The organism is Microbacterium sp. AC026, assembly GCF_979258475.1.
The window spans coordinates 3,132,753-3,155,243 of the sequence record NZ_OZ409857.1; the positions used below are offsets into that span (position 1 = coordinate 3,132,753).

Consider the following 22,491-nt stretch of genomic DNA (forward strand, 5'->3'; position numbering starts at 1 on the left):
AGATGGCTGAGATCACTCGCGACGTGCTGATCGTCGGAGCCGGAGCCGCAGGGCTCACGGCGGCGAACGACCTGCGCAAGGCCGGCCTGTCGGTCGCCGTACTCGAGGCGCGTGACCGCGTCGGCGGACGACTGTGGACCGACGTCATCGACGGCGCCATGCTCGAGATCGGCGGCCAGTGGGTCTCGCCCGACCAGGACGCCCTGAAGGACACGATCGAGGAGCTGGGGCTCGAGACCTACAGCCGCTACCGCAAGGGCGACAGCGTCTACGTCGGTCCGGACGGGCAGACGCATCGCTTCACCGGCGAGATGTTCCCGGTGTCCGCTGAGACCGAGGCCGTCATCGCCGAGATCACCGAGCGCCTCGACGCCATGGTCGCCGAGATCGACCCCGACCGTCCGTGGGAGCACCCGCTCGCGAAGGAATGGGACTCGATCACCTGGGACGCCTGGCTGCGTGTGCAGACCGACGACGACGAGGCCGTGCGCAATCTCGCCTTCGCCACCGGCTCCGCGATGCTCACCAAGCCGACGCACTCGTTCTCGCTGCTGCAGTCGCTGCTCATGGCGGCATCCGCCGGGTCGTACTCCAACCTCGTCGACGCCGACTTCATCCTCGACAAGCGGGTGGTGGGCGGTCTGCAGAAGGTGCCGCTGCTGCTCGCCGAGCGCCTGGGCGACGACGTCATCCTCAACCAGCCGGTGCGCTCGCTCGAATGGGGCGTCGACGGTGTGACCGCCACGACCGACGACACCACCGTGCGCGCCCGCTTCGCGATCCTCGCGCATGCTCCGGTGCTCTACAGCCGTATCGCCTTCGTCCCGCCGCTTCCCCGGCGCCAGCACCAGATGCACCAGCACATCTCGATGGGCTTCGTCATCAAGGTGCACGCCGTCTACGACCGCCCGTTCTGGCGCGAGCAGGGCCTCAGCGGCACCGCGTTCAGCCCGTACGAGCTCGCGCACGAGGCGTACGACAACACGAACCACGGCGACGAGCGCGGCACCCTGGTCGGCTTCGTCAGCGACCAGAACGCCGACGACCTGTTCACGCTGTCGGCCGAGGAGCGCAAGGAGCGCATCCTCGAGTCCCTCTCGCACTACTACGGCGACGAGGCGAAGAACCCGGTCGTCTACTACGAGAGCGACTGGGGCACCGAGGAGTGGACCCGCGGAGCGTACGCGGCCAGCTTCGACATGGGCGGACTCCATCGCTACGGCGCCGACCTCCGCTCGGCCGTCGGCCCCATCCACTTCGCGTGCAGCGACATGGCGGGCGCCGGATATCAGCACGTCGACGGCGCGATCCGCATGGGGCACCTCGTCGCCTCGAACATCGTCGAAGCGACGCGCGCCGCCGGCGACACCGCCGAGGTCGGCTGATGACCGGGGCGGTCGTCGTCGGCTACACCGCGACGGATGCGGGAGCGGATGCCGCAGCGCTCGGCGCGCGGCTCGCCCGCAGCCTCGGCGCGGTGCTGCACCTCGTGATCGTGCTGCCGTCGGAGGGCACCCGCAGCGCGGCCGTTCCCCCCGAGCGGGCGTATGAGGACCACATCCGCCGCCAGGCGAAGGAATGGCTCGAGGATGCGGTCGTCCGACTGCCGCAGGAGCTCACCCGCACGGGCCACGTGCGGTTCGGCGAGTCCTTCGCCGAAGGGCTGATCGCCGCCGGCGAGGAGTTCGGCGCCAGGCTGATCGTCATCGGCACGGCCGGCGGCAGCATCTTCGGCCGCCACCGCCTCGGCAGCGTCGCGTCGGAGCTGCTGCACTCGTCGACCATCCCCGTCGCGCTCGCCCCCGCGGGCACCGCGGACCAGGACGATCACGTGCTTCCTCGCGTGACGGCCGCGGTCGGCAACCGGGCGGGTGCCGACAACCTCCTCGACGAGGCCGCCGCGATCGCGACCGAGTCCCGTGTCGGCCTGCGCCTCGTCTCGCTCGTGCCGTTCGACGTGCCGCCCGGCCTCGACACCGGCGCGATCCGCGTGGTCGGCGACGCGCACGCGAACGACGTGCTCGAGGTCGCCAAGAGCCTGCTGCCCGACGAGTTGAAGGCCGAGGTCGAAGAGGCCCCCGGCGACACCGTCGAAGATGCCGTCGCGAACCTCTCGTGGCTCCCCGGCGAGGTCGTCCTCGTCGGCTCCAGCCGCCTGGCGCAGCCGCGCCGCCTGTTCCTGGGCTCGACCGCAGCGAAGATGCTGCACGAACTGCCCGTTCCCATGATCGTCGTCCCGCGCACCCGCGCCGAAGCAGGAGTCCGCTGATGAGCAGCACGAACCGGGCGACGGAGCCCGCATCCGGTGTGACGACCGGTATCTCGCAGAAGGGGCTGAGCGCGGGTGCCGTCGGAGTGCTCGGAGCGGTCGTCATCGGCGTCTCGACCATCGCGCCGGCCTACACGCTCACCGCATCGCTCGGCCCGACGGTCGCCGTCGTCGGCACCCAGGTGCCCGCGATCATGCTCGTCGGCTTCATCCCGATGCTCCTGACCGCCTTCGGCTACCGCGAGCTCAACCGCATGATGCCGGACTCCGGCACCTCGTTCACGTGGGGAGTGCGGGCGTTCGGGCCGTGGATCGGCTGGATGACGGGCTGGGGCCTGATCGCCGCCACCGTCATCGTGCTGTCGAACCTCGCCGGCATCGCGGTCGAGTTCCTCTTCCTGCTGATCGCCCAGCTCAGCGGCAACCCCGAGATCGCCGACCTGGCGTTCAACCCGATCATCAACGTCGTCGTGTGCCTGCTCTTCATGCTCGGCGCGACGCTCGTGTCGTACCGCGACATGCAGACGACGCAGAAGTTCCAGTACATCCTCGTCGGCTTCCAGGTGCTCGTGCTCGTGGTCTTCGCCACCGTCGCGATCGTCAAGGCCGTCTCCGGAGACGCTCCCGAGCCGACCCCCTTCTCGTGGTCGTGGTTCAACCCGTTCGAGGTTCCGTCCTTCAGCGCCTTCGCCGCAGGGCTCTCGCTGTCGATCTTCATCTTCTGGGGCTGGGACGTCGTCCTCACCATGAACGAGGAGACGAAGGACCCGGCCAAGACGCCGGGGCGCGCCGCGATGGTCACGGTCGTCGTCGTCGTCGCCCTCTACCTGCTGCTGGCCATCGGCCTCATCATGTTCGCCGGCGTCGGCACGGGCGACTACGGGCTCGCGAACGAGGACATCTCGGCGAACGTGTTCTTCGCGCTCTCGGATCCGATCCTCGGACCGCTGGCGTTCCTGGTCTCGCTCGCGGTGCTGTCGAGTTCGGCGGCCTCGCTGCAGTCGACCGCAGTCGGACCCGCTCGCACGCTGCTGGCGATGGGGCACTACGGCGCCCTGCCCAAGAAGTTCGCACGGGTCAGCCCGCGGTTCTTCACGCCGGGCTACTCGACGATCGTGTCGGCCGTCGTCGCATCCGTCTTCTACGCCGTGATGCGCCTCGTCAGCGAGAACGTCCTCACCGACACCATCCTGTCGCTCGGCATGATGATCTGCTTCTACTACGGCCTCACCGCGTTCGCGTGCGTCTGGTACTTCCGCAAGCAGTGGTTCGACTCCGCCAGGAGCTTCTTCTTCACGTTCCTGTTCCCGCTCGTCGGCGGTGCGATCCTCGCCGTCCTGTTCGTCACGACGCTCATCGACTCGATGGACCCCGCGTACGGCAGCGGATCGAACATCGGGGGCCTCGGACTCGTGTTCGTCCTCGGCGTCGGCATCATCGTGATCGGCATCGTCATCATGATCTGGCAGTCCATCAAGCGCCCGGCGTTCTTCCGCGGCGAGACCCTCAGCATGGATGCTCCCGCGAGCAACCGCCGGCGCTGACGGAATCCCGCGGCACCGGCATCCCATCCTCCCCACAGAAAGAGATTCCATGAGCACTCAGACTGAGCAGGCGCTGCTCGACAGCATCCCCACCGGCCTCTTCATCGGGGGAGAGTGGATCGACGGCGAGACCGGGGGCACGTTCGACGTGAAGGACCCCGCGACCGGTGCGGTCATCCGCACGATCGCCGACGCGACCCCGGGTGACGGCATCCGCGCGCTGGATGCGGCAGTCGCCGCGCAGGACGCATGGGCCGCGACCGCTCCTCGCACCCGCAGCGACATCCTGCGCCGGGCATTCGACCTCGTGCAGGAGCACAAGGAGGATCTCGCGCTGCTGATGACCCTCGAGATGGGCAAGCCGCTCGCCGAGGCGCGCGGCGAGGTCGGCTACGGCGGCGAGTTCCTCCGCTGGTTCAGCGAGGAGGCCGTGCGCATCAGCGGTCGCTACGGCATCAACCCGGAGGGCACCGGCCACATGGTCGTCTCGCAGCGGCCCGTCGGCCCCTCGTTCTTCGTGACGCCGTGGAACTTCCCGTTCGCGATGGCCACCCGCAAGATCGCGCCGGCGCTCGCCGCCGGCTGCACCGTGGTGATCAAGCCCCCGGCACTCACGCCGCTGACGACGATGTTCTTCACGTCGCTGCTCGAGAAGGCCGGCCTCCCCGCCGGTGTCGTGAACGTGGTGCAGACATCCAAGTCGTCGGCGCTCTCGGCCCCGATCATCGCCGACCCGCGCCTGCGCAAGCTGTCGTTCACCGGTTCGACGGAGGTGGGCCGCAAGCTCATCGCCCAGGCCGCTGAGGGCGTGCTGCGCGTGTCGATGGAGCTCGGCGGCAACGCGCCGTTCGTCGTCTTCGACGACGCCGACCTCGACAAGGCCGTCGACGGCGCACTGGCCGCGAAGTTCCGCAACATCGGCCAGGCGTGCACCGCTGCCAACCGCTTCATCGTGCACAAGGACGTCGCCGAGGAATTCGGCCGCAAGGTCACCGAGCGCGTCAACGCGATGAAGATCGGCCGCGGCACCGAAGAGGGCGTGGCCATCGGCCCGCTGATCGACGAGGATGCCGTCGCGAAGGCCGGCGAGCTCGTCGACGACGCCGTCGAGCGCGGCGCGACCCTGCTCGCGGGTGGCAAGGCCGTCGAGGGCACGGGCACCTTCTACGAGCCGACCGTGCTCACCGACGTGGTGGCGGGCTCGGCGATCCTCCGCGAGGAGATCTTCGGCCCGGTGCTCGCGATCGCGACCTTCGAGGACGAGGACGAGGCCGTCCGTCTCGCCAACGACACCGAGTACGGACTGGTCTCGTACGTGTTCACCGAGAACCTGCAGCGCGGGCAGCGGATGATCGACAGGCTCGAGACCGGCATGATGGGTCTCAACGTGGGCGTGGTGTCGAACGCCGCAGCCCCTTCGGCGGCGTCAAGCAGTCCGGCGTCGGCCGCGAGGGCGGTCTCGAGGGCATTCACGAGTACCTGTCCACCAAGTACACGCTGATCCCGGTCTCCTGACCGGTCGGCCAGAGGAGGAGAGAACATGACCGAGTACGCCGTCATCAACCCCGCCACCGGAGAGACGCTGGCGTCCTTCGACACGTTCACGGATGCGCAGATCGAGGCGGCTGTCGCGGCCGCCGACGAGGCGCACCGCGAATGGTCCCGGTCCTCGACCGTGGCTGAGCGCGCAGCGCTCCTCCGTCGCGCGGCCGAGCTGCACCGCGAGCGCCGCGAGGAGCTCGCCGACGTCTTCGTGCGCGAGATGGGCAAGCCCCGCGAGGCCGCCCTCGGAGAGGTCGACTTCGCCGCCGACATCGCCGAGTACTACGCCGACCAGGCCGAGGCCATCATGGCCGACCAGCCGATCGCGATCCTCGGCGAGGGCTCGGCGATCGTGCGCCGGTCGTCGCTCGGACCGCTCGTCGGCATCATGCCGTGGAACTTCCCGGCCTATCAGATCGTCCGTTTCGCTGCGCCGAACCTGATCGTCGGCAACACGATCCTGCTGAAGCCTGCTCCGCAGTGCCCGGAGTCGTCGACCGCGATCGAGGCGATCTACCACGACGCCGGATTCCCGACGGGCGCGTACCAGAACGTCCTCGCGACCAACGAGCAGATCGCCGACATGATCGCCGACCCGCGCGTGCAGGGCGTCTCGCTCACCGGCTCGGAGCGCGCAGGCGCAGCGGTCGCCGAGATCGCCGGACGCAACCTCAAGAAGGTCGCGCTCGAGCTCGGCGGGTCCGACCCGTTCATCGTGCTCTCGACCGACGACCTCGACGCCACCGTGCAGGCGGGCGTCGACGCGCGTCTCGACAACAACGGCCAGGCGTGCAACGGCGCGAAGCGTTTCATCATCGTCGACGACCTGTACGACTCGTTCGTCGAGAAGTTCACGGCCGCGATGGCATCGGTGCAGGCGACCGACCCGACGCTCGACGACACCGTGCTCGGCCCGGTCTCGTCGGAGACGGCGGCGGAGACCCTGCAGAAGCAGATCGACCAGGCCGTCGAGCAGGGAGCGACACTGCTGACCGGCGGCACCCGCGACGGGGCGTTCTTCGCCCCGACTGTGCTCGCCGACGTGACGCCCGACATGAACGTCTACCGCGAGGAGCTCTTCGGCCCCGCGGCCGTCGTCTACCGGGTCGCCGATGAGGATGCCGCTGTCGCCCTCGCGAACGACACGACCTTCGGGCTCGGCTCGTACGTCTTCACGACCGATGCCGAGCAGGCCGAGCGTGTCGCCGACAACATCGAGGCGGGCATGGTCTACGTCAACCTGGTGCTGGCCGACAGCCCCGAGCTGCCGTTCGGCGGCATCAAGCGCAGCGGCACGTCGCGTGAACTGGGTCACCTCGCCGCCGACGAGTTCGTCAACAAGAAGCTGATCCGCATCGGCTGAGCGACTCTCCCTGATGGGGGCGGATGCCACGGCATCCGCCCCCATCATCGTCTCCGCAGTGCGGCATCCGGAGAGCGGATGTTCGACGGATGCCGGATCCCTCCGCGGCACCCGGGCGTAGGTTGGAAGCATGGCAACCGTCGCAGCGAACATCGTCAAGACCCTCCGCGCCAACGGGATCGACCGTGTCTACGGCCTCCCGGGCGACTCCCTCAACGGGTTCACCGACGCCCTCCGGAAGGACGGCGGCATCCGCTGGGTGCACGTGCGGCACGAGGAGTCCGCGGCATTCGCGGCGGCGGCCGATGCGTCGCTCACGGGTGAGCTCGCGGTGGTCGCCGGTTCGTGCGGTCCGGGCAACCTGCACCTGATCAACGGACTCTTCGACGCGAACCGCTCGCGGGTGCCGGTGCTGGCGATCGCCGCGCACATCCCCACCACCGAGATCGGCACCGGGTACTTCCAGGAGACCCACCCGCAGGAGCTCTTCCGCGAGTGCAGCGTCTACGTCGAGTACGTCGCCGACCCCAAGCAGATGCCGCGCCTGCTGGAGATCGCGATGCGCGCCGCCATCGAGCAGCGCGGGGTCGCGGTGCTCGTGATCCCGGGCGACGTCGCGCTCTCGGAGATCGCCGATGACCGAGCCGTGGTCATCGAACGCTCCCACCCCGTGATCGTGCCGAGCGGAGACGAGCTCGCGCGCGCCGCGACGCTGCTCAACGCCTCGAAGAAGACAACGATCCTCGCAGGCGCGGGTGTCGAGGGGGCTCACGACGAGGTCATCGCACTCGCCGACCGACTCGGTGCGCCGATCGTGCACGCGCTCCGGGGCAAGGAGTTCATCGAGTACGACAACCCGTTCGACGTCGGCATGACGGGGCTGCTCGGCTTCGCCTCCGGCTACCGGGCGATGGAAGCCGCCGACACGCTGCTGGTGCTGGGCAGCGACTTCCCCTACGAGCAGTTCTATCCCGAGCACGCCACGACGATCCAGGTCGACATCCGCGGCTCGCAGCTCGGCAAACGGCATCCGCTCGATCTGGGCCTGGTCGGCGACGTCGGCGCGACCGTCACGGCGCTGCTGCCGCGACTCGCCGAGACGAACGACCGCGGTCACCTCGACGACTCCACCGCGCACTATCGCAAGACCAGGGCCAAGCTCGACGACCTCGCGACGCCGACCAAGGCAGGCCGCCCCATCCATCCGCAGTACCTCGCCCGGCTGCTCGATGAGCAGGCCGCCGATGACGCGATCTTCACCGCCGACGTCGGCTCGCCCACCGTGTGGGCCGCCCGCTATCTGTCGATGACCGAGAACCGACGCCTGATCGGCTCGTTCACACACGGGTCGATGGCGAATGCGCTGCTGCACGGCATCGGCGCGCAGGTCTCGCATCCGGATCGTCAGGTCGTCGCGCTCGCCGGCGACGGAGGGCTCGCGATGATGCTGGGCGAACTGCTCACGCTCACGCAGAACAAGCTGCCCGTGAAGACCGTCGTCGTGAACAACTCGTCGCTGAACTTCGTCGAACTCGAGATGAAGGCCGCGGGCTTCGTCAACTACGGCACCGCGCTCGACAACCCGAGCTTCGCGGCCATCGCCGAGGCCATGGGGATCTTCGCCCGTCGGGTCGAGAACAGCGAGGACCTGCCGGATGCCGTCCGCGAGGTGCTCGCGCATGACGGCCCTGCGCTGCTCGACGTCGTGACCGAGCGTCAGGAGCTGTCGATGCCCCCGGCGATCGAGGCCGAGCAGGTCAAGGGCTTCGCTCTGTACGCGATCCGCACGGTGATGTCGGGCAAGGGAGACGAGCTGCTCGACCTCGCGCGGGCCAACTGGCGTCAGTTCCTCTGAGTCAGCAGTTCCTCTGAGTCAGCTGTCGAGGAGTGCCCGCACCTCGGTCGCCTCGCCGTGGCGTCCGAGCGCCTCGAGCACGTTGCCGAGTTCGAGCGCCGAGACCTGCTGCAGCGGCGGGTAGCCGTCGGAGTGCTCGAGGGCACTGCGGTAGATCGGCACGGAGTCCGCGGCCCGGTCGTCGCCGACCAGCAGACGGGCGGCGAACAGCTCGGAGCCGCCGGCCGAGCCCGCATCCCCGATCGCCGCGAATCCGTCGGCCGCGGTGAGCGCAGCGGCGACGGCCTCGTCGGTGCGGCCGAACTGGGCGAGCGCCCGGCCCCGCGAGTCGGTGACGTCGGCGAGCAGCCACGCCGCCTCGTGCTCGTGAGCGAGCGCGGCGACCTCGTCGAAGAGGGCGAAGGCGCGGTCGTCCTGCGTGGCCGCATAAGCCTGTCCGAGGTTGTGCAGCACGTCAGCGAGGGCGCCGACCGCCTCGGGGGCCCGGCGCACGACCTCGGATGCCGATTCGAGTGTCGCGATCGCCTCCGCGTGCTCGTCGAACCGGGCGAGGATCTTGGCGCGCTCGGTCAGCGCCATCGCCTGGTCGGCATGCTCCTCCGCCTCTCCGAACAACTCGCCCGCATACCCGAATGCGCCGACAGCCTGTCCGAACTCGCCGGCCGATCCGAGGGCGCGCGCGAGAAGAGACGCCGTCATCGCTCGGGAGGCGGCGGGCACCTCGGCCTGCTCTTCGCGCTCGAGCACCTGTCCGAACAGCTCGGCCGCCACCTCGGCGTCCCCGGCCGCGAGCATCGCGCGCGCGAGCCGGAAGTCCGCGCCCGCCTGGTCGCCGCCCTCCTGCGCGACGAGTCGCGAGGTGACCCGATAGCGGGTGACGGCCTTCTCGGGGTCGCCCGCGTCCTCCCAGAGCGCCCCCGCGAGCAGATGCGCGGCGGCCAGGGCCGTGGTCGCACCGAGCCCGGCGAGAAGACGGGTCGCCTCGTCGGCATCCGCAGCGCCCTCCACGAACGACTCGCTTCCGCCGCGCACCTTCGCGCGCGTCTGCAGCGCCTGCGCGCGATGACCGATGCTGAGATCGTCCTGGGCCAAGAAGCGATCGAGCAGAGCGGATGCCGCTTCGATGTCGCCCTTCTGCAGCACGGCCGAGATGGCGACGAGCGTCGTCGTGTTCGAGAGCCGCGTGTCCTCGGCCTCGGCGAAGGCGCGAGCCGCGATCTCCGCCATGTCGAGGGCGGCGCCGGGTTCATCCGCGTGCAGGTGCAGCGACGCGCGGCTGATCGCCAGGTCTCCGCGCGACCATGCGGGCAGAGCGTCCGTGTTCGCGAGCTCGTCCTCGAGCGCCGCCGCAGCCTCGGGGGTGTTCAGGCCGAAGGTCGCGAGACCGAGGCGCAGTTCGAGATCGGCCTGTGCGTCGAGGCCTGCGGCGCGCAGGGCATCGATCCGCGCGGGCAGCAGGTCGGCGGCCTCTTCTGCTCGGTCGAGGGCGATCAGGATGCCGAGGCGCATCGACAGGAGCTCGGCGAGCTTCGAAGGGTCCTCGACGCTCAGCGCGTGCGGCAGGGCGCGCAACGTCTCGTGCTCCGCGCCGAACTGGGCGAGGTTCATGACCCGTTCGAACCACGCGTCGGGATCGTCGGGTGTCGCCGCGTCCGGAGCCGTGACGAAGGCATCCGACCGGATGGGCACGTCGTAGTGCTCGTCGGCGAGAGCGCGCAGGCGGGTGAGGCTGCGGGCGTGGCCCTCGGTGCCGTCCCGCAGATCGAAGTCCGAGCCGATGCGCTCGGCGGCAGCCCACGCGGTGGCGGCGAGTTCGGCGGCGCCCCAGGCTCCGTCGTGCTCGCCGAAGAACTCCTCGAGCGCGGGGGAGTCGGCACCGCGCACCGTGGCATCGCCGTGACCCGCCGCGGTCACACGATCGAGGGCGAAGGCGAACGCCGCCAGCGCGGCGAAGTGGGCATCGACGTTGAGTCCGTCGTGAGCGAGCCAGCCGATGTGACGCTCGACCTGCGCGAGCGCGCGTGCCTCGTTGCCGGTGAGGGCGGCGAACACGATGTTGTGGGCGACGATCCGCAGGTTGTCCGGGTTGTCCTTCGCGAGCCGGTAGCTGCGCAGGTGCGCGCTCCTCGCCTCGTCGAAGCGCCCGGCACGAAGGTAGGGCACGAGCACGCGTGACAGTGCGTGCTCGGGCTCCTCGCCGCACGAGAAGCCGCCTTCGAGCATCTCCTCGACGAGTCGGATGGCCTCGGCATCTCGATCGGTCTCGGCGAAGAAGCCGGCGAACTGGCTGCGTCCGCAGGCGTCGCAGTGGCTGTGGTCGTCTCGGGGTGTGGCCTCGAGCTGCGCGCGCAGAGCCTCGGCGTCGTCGAGTCGACCGGCGTCCCAGGCGTCCTCGAATCGGGCCGTGAGCACTCCGCTCATGCCGAGCCCCGCCTTGCGATAGTGCGTCTCCATGTCGTCGAGGACCGCGGTGATCTGCTCGGTCGAGAACGCGGGCGACGAACGCAGAGAAGACGCCATCCATTTGAACTGCCACATCAGATCGGCGCCGCCGTAGTCGAGGTCGGCGGGGAAGCGCTGCGGGTCGGAGTCGTGTCGGGCGAGGCACCACGCGAATGAGTTCAGCATCACATCGGTCGCGCCGTTCATGTTCGCGGAGGCGGTCTGCCTCATCCGCGCCTCGTACTCGAGCCGCTCGTCGCCGAGCTCGACGGCGAGCGAGACGGCATCCGCCACCAGCGCCTGCTCCGCCGGACCCCAGGGCGTGCGGTCGATCTCCTCGATGAGCTGAGAGAAGCGCTTCTTCGGACTGGTCATGGGGGATCCTTCGAACGGAGCGAGCGGTCGGAGCGAGCGGTCGGAGCGAGATCAGGGGGCGTCGTCGAAGGGGATCGAATCCGCTTCGATGCCGGCGGACAGCGAGACGAGGTCCGAGAGCGCGGTCGACATGAGTGCGCGATCGGCGTCGGAGAGCGGATGGTGTCCCGCCAGCAGCGCCTGGATGTAGAGCAGCTGCACGGTGCGGGCGAACACCGCGTCGTCCTGCACGCGGACGAGCGCGCGCACGACGCGGTTCGACCAGTTCAGGCACAGGCGCGCGCTGAGATCGTCGTCGCGGGAGGCCGAGAGGGTCGAGTCGATGCGGTCGAGCACCCCGCCCCACAGCGATCCGGTGATGCCCTTGGTGCGGCCGCGGTCGATCCTGCGCAGCACCTCGGGGTCGGCGACGTACAGCGCTGCGAGTTCGGGCTGGTCGATCGACCGCACGGTGACGGAGCAGCCGGATGCGGTCAGCACGCCGCCGGCGCGGGCCTCGAGGGCCAGCGCGGCGTCGCGGTCGTCCAGCGGCGGAGGGTCGAGACGATCGAGCTCCCCGGCCACGTCGACGAGTTCGATCGTCACGTGCGGGTAGAGCTCCGGCAGCATCCGCACGAGGTCCGCGTCGTACAGGTAGCCGCCGTTGACCAGCACCTCGGACCCGGGGGAGATCCCTGCGACCTGGCGGAACTCGTCGACCGACTGCGCGAATCGCACGTGCGGGTATCGTTCGACGAGGTCGCCGATGCGCATCGTTCCGTGGGTGGTCTCGAGGGTCAGCCAGCGCGTGATGAACTGCGCGAGCTCGTCGTCGTGCCGCACCAGCGATTTCAGACCGACCTCGTGGATCGCCACGAACTGGGCGAGTCTGTGCGGTTCGCGCAGGCCCAGCTCGAGCACCCAGCGGCGGATGCCGGCACCGAGCTGCTCGCGCACACGCTCGAGGGCCGCGTCGTCGACGAGCGATTCGCGGCTCGCCGTCGGGGCGAGGCCGGTCGAATCGACCACGGCGCGCACGAAGAACGCCCATTCGGGCAGCACGTCGTCGACCCGCTCGCCCAGGAGCATCCTGCCGAGATACATGCGCGTCGCCTGGCGGGCGCCCGGCGGGGGAGCGTAGGGCAGGACGTAGGCGAGTCCCCGTGTGCCGGTGGCCGGCTCGCTGAGCTCGATCACGTCGAGCGGGCTCGCACCGAGCAGGTCGCGCCCGTACTGCACGGCGCCGTCGATGTCGTCGGCGGGGTCGAGGAACGGCGCGCGCCGGGTGATGTCGATGTCGCCGCTCGGAGAGTCGAGGATCACCCGCACGGGGAGGAACTCGGCGAAGGCGGTGGCCAGCTCTCGCACGGCCGCGGGGCGCAGCAGCTCGTCGGCGTCGAAACGAGGGCGGAGATGCACACTCGTGCCGATCGGCAGATCGTCGTCGATCTCCACGACGCGGAAGGTCCCGTCCGCGCTGCCCGTCCACTCGACGGCCGGGCCGCCCCGGACGCTGCGCGAGCGGATGACGATCGAATCGGCGACCATGAAGCAGCTCAGCAGGCCGATGCCGAACTGACCGAGGTAGTCGCTGCGCGGGAGGTCGAAGATGTCGCGCTTCGAGCTGCGGCCGACCGTGGCGAGCAGGTCGCCCACCTCGGCGGCGGTCAGGCCGATCCCGTCGTCGCGCAGGACGAACTCGCCCGTGGTGTCCGTCAGCGCGGTGATGCGGACGCTCCCGCCCTGCCCGTCGACCTCGCGCCGTGCGGTGATCGCATCGCGGGCGTTCTGCAGCAGTTCGCGCAGATACACGCGAGGACTCGAGTAGATGTGGCGGCTCAGGAGGTCGACGACACCGCGCAGGTCCACCTGGAACTGCTGCACGTCAGCGCTCACTGCGCCCCCTCCCGTTTCGTCCGCCCGCCGAGCCTAACAACAACGACGAGAGCGGGCCCGGTTCGGCGCTGACCGACGGATGCCGTATGCTTGACGAGCAGTTGTTGTCTGCATTCTTTCGCCGTGCCCCGGTCCTTGCGGTCGGGTAACGATGGCAGGATGGAGATGACACCCCGAGACCTCCCGGTCTCTAGGGCGGTAGCTCAATTGGCAGAGCAGCGGTCTCCAAAACCGCAGGTTGCAGGTTCGATTCCTGTCCGCCCTGCGCGTCAGCACACGCTGACACACGAAAGGTACATTCAGGATGGATCAGGACGAACCGCGCGGCGAGGTCGTCGCGGCCGGCGCCACCCGCGAGAAGAAGCGTGGCATCGTGGGCTTCTTCGGGGGCATCGCTCTGTTCTTCCGTCAGGTCATCGCCGAGCTGCGCAAGGTCGTCACGCCGACCCGCAAGGAACTGGTCAAGTTCACCGCAGTGGTGCTCGTCTTCGTTCTCATCGTCATGGGCATCGTCTACGGACTCGACACCCTGTTCGCCTGGGTCACGCACATCGTCTTCGGGGTCCCGGGCGCCTGACGCCCTCGCGGCCCTGGCCGCAGTGATTGGAAAGAAACAACGTGTCTGAACGATATTCCGACGACGCCGACTGGGCGACTGCTGCTGAGCAGTCCAGCGAAGAGGACGAGGCCCAGGAGGGCAACGTGCTCGCTGCGGAAGAGCAGTCGGTCACCTCGGCCGAACATGTCGCCCTCCACATCGAGGACGTCGACGGAGACGCCGACGCCGATGTGCAGGACGACGACAACGACATCGAAATCGACGACCCGGAGGCGGACGCGATCGTGAACGACGCTCTCAACCTGGACGAAGCGGCCGAGTCTGAGGCTGCCGCTGAGGTCCTGAACGATTCTGTGGCGGAAGAGACCGCCGAGCTCGAGGCCGCTGAGGCCGACGAGGTCACCCCCTACGACGGACCCGACATCAACGGCGACGATGACGCCGTGGCCGAGTCCGACGACGATGAGTCCGAAGAGGGGGACGACGCCGAGGAAGACCCGTATGAGGCGTTCCGCCTCGACCTGCGGATGCTTCCGGGCAAGTGGTACGTCATCCACTCCTACGCCGGATTCGAGCGCAAGGTCAAGGCCAACATCGAGCAGCGCAAGTCGACGCTCGAGGTCGAGGACGAGATCTATCAGATCGAGGTCCCGATGGAAGACGTGGTCGAGATCAAGAACGGCCAGCGCAAGATGGTCACCCGCGTGCGCATCCCCGGCTACGTGCTCGTGCGCATGGAGCTCACCGAGGACACCTGGTCGGTCGTGCGTCACACGCCTGGCGTCACCGGCTTCGTGGGCAACGCCCACAACCCGACGCCGCTGCGCTTCGAAGAGGCCTTCAACATGCTGAAGTCGCTCGTCGAGGTCAAGGACGTCCCGACCGCCAAGAACATCGCGTCGAAGGGCGGCCTCGCCGTCGCTCGTCCGCTTCCGGCCGAGGTCGACTTCGAGGTCGGCGAGACCATCACGATCAAGGAGGGCTCGTTCGCGGGTCTTCCCGGTTCGATCAGCGAGATCAAGCCCGAGAGCGGCAAGCTCACGGTGCTCGTGTCGCTCTTCGAGCGCGAGACCCCGGTCGAGCTGTCGTTCGACCAGGTCACGAAGATGGTCTGACCTACGCTTCTCCGAGAACGGCCGTCCCATTCGGGGCGGCCGTTCTCGCGTTCCCGGGCACGCCCCACATCAGGTAGACTTGTCTGGTTTGTGTGCCGCTTCGGCGTGCGCGCAGACGACCGCAGTCCGGAGATGCCGGGTTCGCGGGAGAGCGGATGCAACCGGCATCCGTTCGATGAAAGGAAGAGGATATGGCACCGAAGAAGAAGGTGACCGGCCTGATCAAGCTTCAGATCAACGCCGGTGCAGCCAACCCGGCGCCGCCGATCGGCCCCGCGCTCGGTCAGCATGGCGTCAACATCATGGAGTTCTGCAAGGCGTACAACGCCGCGACCGAGTCGCAGCGCGGCAACGTCATCCCCGTCGAGATCACTGTCTACGAGGACCGCAGCTTCACGTTCATCCTGAAGACCCCGCCGGCCGCGGAGCTCATCAAGAAGGCCGCCGGCGTGCCCAAGGGCTCGTCGACGCCGCACACGGTCAAGGTGGCGAAGATCACCAAGGACCAGGTCCGTCAGATCGCCGAGACCAAGCAGGCCGACCTGAACGCGAACGACATCGAGGCTGCCTCGAAGATCATCGCCGGCACCGCCCGTTCCATGGGCATCACGGTCGAGGGCTGAGGAGAATAATCATGGCTACGAAGTCCAAGGCTTACAAGGCTGCCGCCGAGAAGATCGAGGCAGACCGTTTCTACACTCCCACCGAGGCAGTCGCCCTCGCCAAGGAGACCGGCTCGTCGAAGTTCGACTCGACCGTCGAGGTCGCGCTGAAGCTCGCCGTCGACCCCCGCAAGGCAGACCAGATGGTGCGCGGCACCGTCATCCTGCCCCACGGCACCGGTAAGACCGCCCGCGTCATCGTCTTCGCCACCGGCCCCGCGGCCGAGGCAGCGATCGCCGCAGGTGCAGATGAGGTCGGCGGCGCCGAGCTCATCGAGAAGGTCGCCGCAGGCTGGACCGCGTTCGACGCGGCCGTCTCGACCCCGGAGCTCATGGGCCAGGTCGGTCGTCTCGGAAAGGTTCTGGGTCCGCGTGGACTCATGCCGAACCCGAAGACCGGCACCGTGACCCCCAACACGGCCAAGGCCGTCGAGGAGATCAAGGGCGGAAAGATCGAGTTCCGCGTCGACAAGCACGCCAACGTGCACTTCGTCGTGGGCAAGTCGTCGTTCTCGGCCGAGCAGCTCGACGAGAACATCGGCGCAGCGCTCGAGGAGATCGTCCGCCTCAAGCCGTCGAGCTCCAAGGGCCGTTACATCCAGAAGGGCGCCGTGTCGACCACGTTCGGCCCCGGCATCCCGCTGGACGTCAACGCCATCTGAGTGTGATTCCGGAAAGGCCCCCGCATTCTGCGGGGGCCTTTCTGCGTGCAGTACGACATCGGACGTCATCGGATGTTGGGATGCCGGTCCGATGCCGCGTACTGTGAATGAGTTCCGCGCCACAGCACTCGCGCCTCACCGCACCCCAGGAGGGTCACATGTCCCGTCGCATCATCGCCGTCACCGCACTGGTCGTCGCCGCAGCAGCACTCACCGCGTGCAGCGGAAGCACCACGCCTGCCGACAGCAGCTCGAGTGAGAGCGGATCCGGCTTCGGCCTCGTCACGGACGGCACGCTGACGGTCGCCACCGAGGGCACGTACCGTCCGTTCAGCTTCCACGATGACGGCGGAACCGGCGACCTGACCGGATTCGACGTCGAGATCATCCAGGCGGTCGCCGACAAGCTCGACCTCGAGGTCGAGTTCCAGGAGACCCAGTGGGATGCGATCTTCGCCGGTCTCGACGCGGGCCGTTTCGACGTGATCGCCAACCAGGTGAGCATCAACGAGGAGCGCCGGGAGAAGTACCTGTTCAGCACCCCGTACACCGTCTCGCCGGGAGTCATCGTCGTCGCCGAGGATGACGACTCGATCTCGTCGTTCGACGACCTCGAGGGCAAGACGACGGCGCAGTCTCTCACCAGCAACTGGTACGAGCTGGCCACCGAGTCCGGTGCCACCGTCGAAGGCGTCGAGGGGTGGGCGCAGGCCGTCGAGCTGCTGCGTCAGGGCCGCGTCGATGCGACCGTCAACGACAAGCTGACCTTCCTCGACTATGAGACCACCAACAGCCCGTCCGGCCTGAAGATCGCCGCCGAGACCGACGAGGCCGGTGAGCAGGCATTCGTCTTCACCAAGGACAAGACGGACCTCGTCGAGGCGATCGACGGCGCTCTGGAAGAGCTGCGTGCCGACGGCACCCTGGCCGAGATCAGCGACAAGTACTTCGGCGAAGACGTGACCCAGTAACCCATGGAGAATCCCTGGCAGCTGTTCTTCGACTCGCTCGGACCGATCGCCCTCGCGGGGGTGACGGTGACGGTTCCGCTCGCGCTGATCTCTTTCGCGCTGGGTCTCGTGCTCGCCATCGGCGCAGCGCTGATGCGGATCTCGGTCAATCCCGTGCTGTCGGGCATCGCCAGGTTCTACATCTCGGTCATCCGCGGCACGCCGATGATCGTGCAGCTGTTCGTGATCTTCTACGGGCTCGGATCGATCGGACTCAAGCTGGATCCCTGGACCAGCGCGATCATCGCACTGTCGCTGAACGTCGGCGGGTACGGAGCCGAAGTGGTGCGCGCCGCCATCCTCTCCGTCCCGAAGGGGCAGTGGGAGGCGGCGTACACGGTCGGCATGAATCGCACGCGCACACTCACGCGGGTGATCCTTCCCCAGGCAGCGCGGGTCTCGGTGCCTCCGCTGTCCAACACGTTCATCTCGCTGGTGAAGGACACGTCGCTGGCCTCGCTGATCCTCGTGACCGAGCTCTTCAAGGTGGCGCAGCAGATCGCGGCGGCGACCCTGGAGTTCATGGTCGTCTACCTGGCTGCCGCGCTCGTGTACTGGGTGATCTGCCTGGTGCTGTCGTTCGGCCAGAGCGCACTCGAGAGGAGACTCGATCGCAATGTCGCTCACTGATCCGGCGCACTCGCCCAGGTCCACAGCCGACGCCCTGCTCACCGCCCGCGGCCTTCACAAGCGCTTCGGCGACAACGAGGTGCTCCGCGGCATCGACCTCACGCTGCACCGCGGAGAGGTCGTCGTGCTCATCGGTCCGAGCGGATCGGGCAAGACGACGGTGCTGCGTGCGCTCAACGGGCTCGAAACGCCGGATGCCGGGACCATCGTCGTGGCCGGGGGCCCCGACATCGACTTCGCCCCGTCGGATCCGGTGTCGAAGCGCACGCGCGCGCAGAAGCGTCTCGCGCTGCGTGATCGGTCGGCGATGGTCTTCCAGCATCACAACCTCTTCCCGCACTTCTCGGTGCTCGAGAACGTGATCGAGGGACCATGGCGGGTGCAGGGCAGACCCAAGGCCGAGGTGGTCGCCGAGGCCCGCGTCCTGCTCGCCCGCGTGGGGCTCGCCGACAAGGCCGATGCTCGACCTCACGAGCTCTCCGGCGGTCAGCAGCAGCGGGTCGGCATCGTCCGCGCTCTCGCGCTGCGTCCCGACCTCCTGCTGTTCGACGAGCCGACGAGCGCACTCGACCCCGAGCTCGTGGGGGAGGTCCTGCTCGTGATCAAAGAGCTCGCCGACGAGGGGTGGAGCATGGTCGTGGTGACGCATGAGCTGAGCTTCGCGCGCGAGGCGGCGGATCATGTGCTCTTCATGGACGCGGGTGTGGTCGTCGAGCAGGGCGCGCCGGCCGATATCTTCGGCGCGCCGCAGCACGAGCGCACCCAGAGGTTCCTCACTCGCATCCTTCGGCCCCTCGACGGCGACTGACGGGCGTCCGCTCACGTCTGCGACGCAGGGTCAGCCGCCGAGCACCGGCAGCACCAGGCTGACAGCCAGGGTGATCATGACGACGGCGATCAGCGCGTCGAGGATGCGCCACGCTCGTTCCGTGCGCAGCCAGCGGCCGAGATAGCGGGCGCCGAACCCCAGCGCGGTGAACCACAGGATGCTGGCGGCGATCGCTCCGGCGGCGAACAGCCAGCGCTCGTCTCCGTGCGTCGCGGCGATCGACCCGAGCATCAGGACGGTGTCGAGGTAGACGTGCGGGTTCAACCAGGTCAGGGCGAGAGCCGTCGCGATCACGGGAGCGAGCGCGGTGCGGGTCGCCGTCGTGGTTCCGCCGCCCGACCCGGGCGCCGAGCCCTCCGCACCGGTCCGGTCGACTCGCAGCTCCTCCCCGCCCCTCCAGGCGCGGCGGGCGGCGAGGATGCCGTAGGCCAGGAGGAACAGGGCCCCCGCCCAGCGCGCGACGACCACGAGCCACGGGGCTGCGGAGATGACGAAGCCGAGTCCCGCGACGCCGGCGGCGATGAGCAGGGCGTCGGACACGGCGCAGATGATGACGACCGGCAGGACGTGCTCTCTGCGGATGCCCTGACGGAGGACGAACACGTTCTGCGCGCCGATGGCGACGATCAGGGAGAGGCCGAGTCCGAGACCCGAGAAGACGGAGAGCATGAGTCCACGGTACGGATGCCACGGACATGAGCACCAGCGATGATTCCTTGTGCGCCATTAGCATGGCTAATGTGAAGATCGATCCGGAGCTTGCCGCCACTGTCGCCGCCGTGGCCGACGAGGGAACCCTCGACGCGGCGTCGCGGGTGCTGCGTGTAACTCCTTCCGCCGTGAGCCAGCGGCTCAAGACGCTCGAGGAGCAGCTCGGACGGGTCCTCGTCGTGCGCACCAAGCCTGCCCGTCTCACCGAGGCGGGCGAGGCTGTCGTGCGGCTCGCACGACAGCTGGCACTCCTCGAGCACGATGCCCTCGCAGAACTCGGCCTCGAGGGCGACGAGGCACCCCGCACCCGCATACCGCTCGCCGTGAACGCGGACTCGATGGCGACGTGGTTCCTGCCTCCGCTCGCACGGCTCTCGGCAGCCCACGACCTCGACTTCGACCTGCACCGCGACGACCAGAACTTCACGGCTCGGCTGCTCGAGTCCGGCACGGTGATGGCGGCGGTCACGAGTGAGGCGGCGCCGGTCGCCGGGTGCTCCGTCGCACCGCTCGGCGTGCTGGAGTATCACGCGATGGCAGAACCGGCGTTCGCTGATCGCTGGTTCTCGTCCGGCGTCACCAGAGAGGCGTTGAGCGTCGCGCCCTTCGTCGACTTCGACAGACGAGACACGCTTCAGCACGAATGGCTCGAGCGGATGGGGGTCGCGCACCACGGGGCTCCTCGGCACTACGTGCCCGCGTCGCACGACTACGCGCTCGCCGTGCGGCTCGGCCTCGGATGGGGGATGCTGCCGCTCCTGCAGAAGGAGCGCGAGCTCGTGCCGCTCGGCGGGCCGCCGCTGCGAGTCAGGCTGTACTGGCAGCAATGGAACCTGCGCTCCGCGCTGCTCGACACCATCGCGGCCGAAGTCTCCGTCGAGGCGCAGCGTGTTCTCGCGAGCTGAGCTGCAGCTCTGGACGAACTGCAACCATCCGATCGGTCGCGGAAACCGATAGACGTTTCTGCGCAATTCGTGAGCCGGAATGCGCAATCGTGACGCGGAAGGCCTTGAACAGGCGCAGGAAGTGGACAAAGCTGTCGGGAACGACACGAGTACCGGATGCAGGCCGCGAAGGGCGACCATCCCCAGCCATCTGCGTCTCGTGAGATTCCTGAGGGGGAATGTCATGGCTGAGAAGGACACGCAACGCAAGGTTCTGGCAGTGCTCGCCGGTGGGCTGGTGCTCGGAGTCGGAATCGGGGTGACGCTCGCGGCATGGAACGACTCCGAGTTCGCGACCGGCACGTTCACCGCAGGCTCGTTCAATCTGGAGGGATCCACGACGAGCGCGACCGACGGGTACGACGATCACAACGTCGATCTGGGGGACACTGCAGCGGCGCTCGTCTTCCAGCTGCCCGCCGTGGCGTCGTCGATGTCTCCGGGCGATGTCGTCTACGCACCGTTCTGGGTGCGTCTCGACAGCACGACCACCAACGGCGCCACGCTGGTGCCGTCGGGGATCACCGCGGGCACGGGGGGCAACGAGGCCAACCTGTCGTACACCGTGACGGCCATCGACGCGGGCGACGTGTGCGACGCCACGGCGGCAGGAACCGTCGTCGCGACGGGCACCACATTGAGCGCTCAGACCGGAGCCACGTCGGTTCCTCTCGCCGAGGGCGCACCGGCAGGGACGGCGGGAACGCCTGTGCAGCTGTGCTTCTCGGTGACCGCGGGCGCCGGTCTCACGCAGGGCGCCGCCGCGACCGCGACCTGGGAGTTCACGGCCACCTCGACTGCGGACTGATCATGGCCGACACCCGCAGAGGCATGCGGGAGGGGAAGCGACTGCTCTCCCGTCGGATACGCGCTGTGCTCGCGGGCGGGCTGGTGTTCGGCGTCGGCGCGACGATGACCCTGGCCGCCTGGAACGATTCCGAATACGGCAATGCGACCTTCACCGCCGGGCGGTTCGACATCGTCGGGGCGACCGACGGTGCCACGTTCTCGAGCCATCCGGTGGGCACGCCGGCGGCGCTGTCGTTCAGCGCACCGTTCTCGGCCATGGCTCCCGGCAACACCACGTACGCGCTGTTCAGCGTGCGGACCGCGAATCCGTCAGTGGCCGGCACGCTGCAGCTCAGCGTGACGTCGACGGCGGGAACAGGGCTCGGCACCTACCTGCGATACGGGGTGAGGGCCATCGCGGGGACGGCCTGCAACAGCACGACCTACACGGCCGGGACGGCTGTCGTTCCCGACAACTCGCTGCTGTCGGTCGGCGGCACCGGCACCCAGGCGGTCGCGGCCAACGGCGGCACGACCGTCAACTACTGCTTCGCAGTGACGTTGCCGGCAGCGACCGACAACGGCGCGCAAGGGCTGACGGCGATCCAGACATGGCAGATCGCCGGAGTGTCGAGCTGACGTGCGGGCAGAGCATCGGATGACGTGAGGAGGAGACATGAGTGCACCGACGAGGCGCAGCCTACGTGAACAGGCGACGGTCGATGATGCGTCCGCGTCGCCGGCATCCGCCGCGGCGTCCTCGCGAGGCACTCTCGGGAGGGCGCTCGCCGATGTCCTCCTCTGGCTCGCCGCCGCCGCAGGGGTCATCTGCATCGTGCTCGTGATCGTCGCCTTCACGGCGAACATCACCCTCATCATGTTCCGCACGGGATCGATGGCGCCGACGATTCCCGCCGGTTCCGTGGCGGTGGTCCAGAGCGTCCCGGCATCCGAGGTGCAGGTCGGCGACGTCGTCACCGTCGATCGAGCAGGCGATCTGCCGGTCACGCACCGCATCACCTCGATCGCTCCCGGTGCGAGTGCGGACGAACGGGTGATCACGATGCGCGGAGACGCGAACGCGGCCGACGATCCGTATCCGTACACCGTGCAGACCGTTCGGATCGTGCTGTTTTCGATCCCCGGCATCGCGACCGTGATCGTCGCGATGGGCGATCCGTACGTGCTGGGCGGACTCACGATCGGCGCGACGGTCCTCGTCGTCTGGGCGTTCTGGCCGCGCTCCCGGAAGGAGAGTCGCGAGCAGGTCGATCCGGCGGGAGTCGACCGATGAACCGGCGGGTGGCGTGCGTCG

The 22,491-nt window shown here is 68.6% G+C and carries 19 protein-coding genes, 1 tRNA gene and 1 pseudogene; 18 read left to right on the forward strand and 3 right to left on the reverse strand.

Features of this window, described 5'->3' with window-relative positions:
* Window positions 1–2: 2 nt before the first annotated feature.
* The 6 genes and pseudogenes from ACZZ93_RS15870 to poxB all read left to right on the forward strand — a co-directional run bounded on the left by ACZZ93_RS15870 (window position 3) and on the right by poxB (window position 8,573).
* The gene (locus tag ACZZ93_RS15870) at window positions 3–1,385 is read left to right on the forward strand and encodes a flavin monoamine oxidase family protein (RefSeq protein ID WP_463511548.1); all 1,383 of its coding nucleotides are present in this window, start codon (window positions 3–5) and stop codon (window positions 1,383–1,385) included.
* Window positions 1,385–2,269 (forward strand): universal stress protein, encoded by an 885-nt coding sequence (locus ACZZ93_RS15875; protein WP_053097452.1) that lies wholly within the window; start codon window positions 1,385–1,387, stop codon window positions 2,267–2,269. Before ACZZ93_RS15870 ends, ACZZ93_RS15875 begins: the two co-directional genes overlap by 1 nt.
* Entirely contained in the window at window positions 2,269–3,813 is a 1,545-nt protein-coding gene (locus ACZZ93_RS15880; RefSeq protein ID WP_056279777.1) for an APC family permease, read from the forward strand. Before ACZZ93_RS15875 ends, ACZZ93_RS15880 begins: the two co-directional genes overlap by 1 nt.
* A gap of 49 nt (window positions 3,814–3,862) precedes the next feature.
* Window positions 3,863–5,328 (forward strand): annotated as a pseudogene (locus ACZZ93_RS15885) (NAD-dependent succinate-semialdehyde dehydrogenase).
* 25 nt (window positions 5,329–5,353) lie between these two features.
* Window positions 5,354–6,718: an NAD-dependent succinate-semialdehyde dehydrogenase gene (locus ACZZ93_RS15890; protein WP_463511549.1), complete on the forward strand. Its 1,365-nt coding sequence runs from the start codon at window positions 5,354–5,356 to the stop codon at window positions 6,716–6,718.
* Between the two features lie 130 nt (window positions 6,719–6,848).
* Complete coding sequence (poxB, locus tag ACZZ93_RS15895) at window positions 6,849–8,573, forward strand: ubiquinone-dependent pyruvate dehydrogenase (protein WP_295100817.1); 1,725 nt, start codon at window positions 6,849–6,851, stop codon at window positions 8,571–8,573.
* 18 nt (window positions 8,574–8,591) lie between these two features.
* On the opposite strand, the gene ACZZ93_RS15900 is transcribed toward poxB, so the two are convergent.
* Window positions 8,592–11,390: a hypothetical protein gene (locus ACZZ93_RS15900; RefSeq protein WP_463511550.1), complete on the reverse strand. Its 2,799-nt coding sequence runs from the start codon at window positions 11,388–11,390 to the stop codon at window positions 8,592–8,594.
* 51 nt (window positions 11,391–11,441) lie between these two features.
* Window positions 11,442–13,265, reverse strand: coding sequence for an HSP90 family protein (locus ACZZ93_RS15905; RefSeq protein WP_463511551.1), 1,824 nt, complete (start codon window positions 13,263–13,265; stop codon window positions 11,442–11,444).
* A 192-nt stretch (window positions 13,266–13,457) separates the two neighbouring features.
* Here ACZZ93_RS15905 and ACZZ93_RS15910 point away from each other — a divergent pair.
* The 8 genes from ACZZ93_RS15910 (at window position 13,458) to ACZZ93_RS15945 (ending at window position 18,711) form a co-directional block, all read left to right on the forward strand.
* Window positions 13,458–13,530: transfer RNA gene (locus ACZZ93_RS15910), tRNA-Trp, on the forward strand.
* A 39-nt stretch (window positions 13,531–13,569) separates the two neighbouring features.
* On the forward strand, window positions 13,570–13,842 hold the full coding sequence (gene secE / locus ACZZ93_RS15915; protein WP_053097445.1) for a preprotein translocase subunit SecE: 273 nt from the start codon (window positions 13,570–13,572) through the stop codon (window positions 13,840–13,842).
* 41 nt (window positions 13,843–13,883) lie between these two features.
* A complete protein-coding gene (gene nusG / locus ACZZ93_RS15920; RefSeq protein WP_056279788.1) occupies window positions 13,884–14,939 on the forward strand; it encodes a transcription termination/antitermination protein NusG in 1,056 nt (351 codons plus the stop codon).
* 191 nt (window positions 14,940–15,130) lie between these two features.
* Window positions 15,131–15,562: a 50S ribosomal protein L11 gene (gene rplK / locus ACZZ93_RS15925; RefSeq protein ID WP_053097443.1), complete on the forward strand. Its 432-nt coding sequence runs from the start codon at window positions 15,131–15,133 to the stop codon at window positions 15,560–15,562.
* An 11-nt stretch (window positions 15,563–15,573) separates the two neighbouring features.
* Complete coding sequence (gene rplA, locus ACZZ93_RS15930) at window positions 15,574–16,263, forward strand: 50S ribosomal protein L1 (protein ID WP_053097442.1); 690 nt, start codon at window positions 15,574–15,576, stop codon at window positions 16,261–16,263.
* Window positions 16,264–16,421: 158 nt separating this feature from the next.
* Window positions 16,422–17,234: an amino acid ABC transporter substrate-binding protein gene (locus ACZZ93_RS15935; RefSeq protein ID WP_463511552.1), complete on the forward strand. Its 813-nt coding sequence runs from the start codon at window positions 16,422–16,424 to the stop codon at window positions 17,232–17,234.
* A 3-nt stretch (window positions 17,235–17,237) separates the two neighbouring features.
* Window positions 17,238–17,903 carry an amino acid ABC transporter permease gene (locus ACZZ93_RS15940; protein ID WP_053097440.1) on the forward strand — a complete coding sequence of 222 codons (666 nt, stop codon included), beginning with the start codon at window positions 17,238–17,240 and terminating at the stop codon, window positions 17,901–17,903.
* Window positions 17,890–18,711: an amino acid ABC transporter ATP-binding protein gene (locus tag ACZZ93_RS15945; RefSeq protein WP_285364042.1), complete on the forward strand. Its 822-nt coding sequence runs from the start codon at window positions 17,890–17,892 to the stop codon at window positions 18,709–18,711. The genes ACZZ93_RS15940 and ACZZ93_RS15945 overlap by 14 nt, the downstream gene beginning before the upstream one ends.
* 30 nt (window positions 18,712–18,741) lie before the next feature.
* On the opposite strand, the gene lysE is transcribed toward ACZZ93_RS15945, so the two are convergent.
* Complete coding sequence (gene lysE, locus ACZZ93_RS15950) at window positions 18,742–19,401, reverse strand: L-lysine exporter (RefSeq protein WP_187250349.1); 660 nt, start codon at window positions 19,399–19,401, stop codon at window positions 18,742–18,744.
* A 71-nt stretch (window positions 19,402–19,472) separates the two neighbouring features.
* Between lysE and ACZZ93_RS15955 the strand changes: the two genes are divergently transcribed.
* From ACZZ93_RS15955 to ACZZ93_RS15970, 4 genes are all read left to right on the forward strand, one after another.
* A complete protein-coding gene (locus tag ACZZ93_RS15955; protein ID WP_372983951.1) occupies window positions 19,473–20,348 on the forward strand; it encodes a LysR family transcriptional regulator ArgP in 876 nt (291 codons plus the stop codon).
* A 223-nt stretch (window positions 20,349–20,571) separates the two neighbouring features.
* Complete coding sequence (locus ACZZ93_RS15960; protein WP_463511553.1) at window positions 20,572–21,195, forward strand: SipW-dependent-type signal peptide-containing protein; 624 nt, start codon at window positions 20,572–20,574, stop codon at window positions 21,193–21,195.
* Window positions 21,196–21,197: 2 nt separating this feature from the next.
* Entirely contained in the window at window positions 21,198–21,815 is a 618-nt protein-coding gene (locus ACZZ93_RS15965) for a SipW-dependent-type signal peptide-containing protein (protein ID WP_056279798.1), read from the forward strand.
* A 37-nt stretch (window positions 21,816–21,852) separates the two neighbouring features.
* Window positions 21,853–22,470: a signal peptidase I gene (locus ACZZ93_RS15970; RefSeq protein ID WP_463511554.1), complete on the forward strand. Its 618-nt coding sequence runs from the start codon at window positions 21,853–21,855 to the stop codon at window positions 22,468–22,470.
* The last annotated feature ends 21 nt before the right edge of the window (window positions 22,471–22,491 follow it).

Coding starts and splice junctions, on each gene's coding strand:
- ACZZ93_RS15870 (WP_463511548.1), top strand. CDS start 3: ATGGCTGAGATCACTCGCGACGTGCTGATCGTCGGAGCCGGAGCCGCA.
- rplK (WP_053097443.1), top strand. CDS start 15,131: ATGGCACCGAAGAAGAAGGTGACCGGCCTGATCAAGCTTCAGATCAAC.
- ACZZ93_RS15945 (WP_285364042.1), top strand. CDS start 17,890: ATGTCGCTCACTGATCCGGCGCACTCGCCCAGGTCCACAGCCGACGCC.
- poxB (WP_295100817.1), top strand. CDS start 6,849: ATGGCAACCGTCGCAGCGAACATCGTCAAGACCCTCCGCGCCAACGGG.
- ACZZ93_RS15890 (WP_463511549.1), top strand. CDS start 5,354: ATGACCGAGTACGCCGTCATCAACCCCGCCACCGGAGAGACGCTGGCG.
- ACZZ93_RS15940 (WP_053097440.1), top strand. CDS start 17,238: ATGGAGAATCCCTGGCAGCTGTTCTTCGACTCGCTCGGACCGATCGCC.
- ACZZ93_RS15970 (WP_463511554.1), top strand. CDS start 21,853: ATGAGTGCACCGACGAGGCGCAGCCTACGTGAACAGGCGACGGTCGAT.
- ACZZ93_RS15880 (WP_056279777.1), top strand. CDS start 2,269: ATGAGCAGCACGAACCGGGCGACGGAGCCCGCATCCGGTGTGACGACC.
- ACZZ93_RS15875 (WP_053097452.1), top strand. CDS start 1,385: ATGACCGGGGCGGTCGTCGTCGGCTACACCGCGACGGATGCGGGAGCG.
- ACZZ93_RS15900 (WP_463511550.1), bottom strand. CDS start 11,390: ATGACCAGTCCGAAGAAGCGCTTCTCTCAGCTCATCGAGGAGATCGAC.
- lysE (WP_187250349.1), bottom strand. CDS start 19,401: ATGCTCTCCGTCTTCTCGGGTCTCGGACTCGGCCTCTCCCTGATCGTC.
- ACZZ93_RS15960 (WP_463511553.1), top strand. CDS start 20,572: ATGGCTGAGAAGGACACGCAACGCAAGGTTCTGGCAGTGCTCGCCGGT.
- rplA (WP_053097442.1), top strand. CDS start 15,574: ATGGCTACGAAGTCCAAGGCTTACAAGGCTGCCGCCGAGAAGATCGAG.
- secE (WP_053097445.1), top strand. CDS start 13,570: ATGGATCAGGACGAACCGCGCGGCGAGGTCGTCGCGGCCGGCGCCACC.
- ACZZ93_RS15965 (WP_056279798.1), top strand. CDS start 21,198: ATGGCCGACACCCGCAGAGGCATGCGGGAGGGGAAGCGACTGCTCTCC.
- ACZZ93_RS15935 (WP_463511552.1), top strand. CDS start 16,422: ATGTCCCGTCGCATCATCGCCGTCACCGCACTGGTCGTCGCCGCAGCA.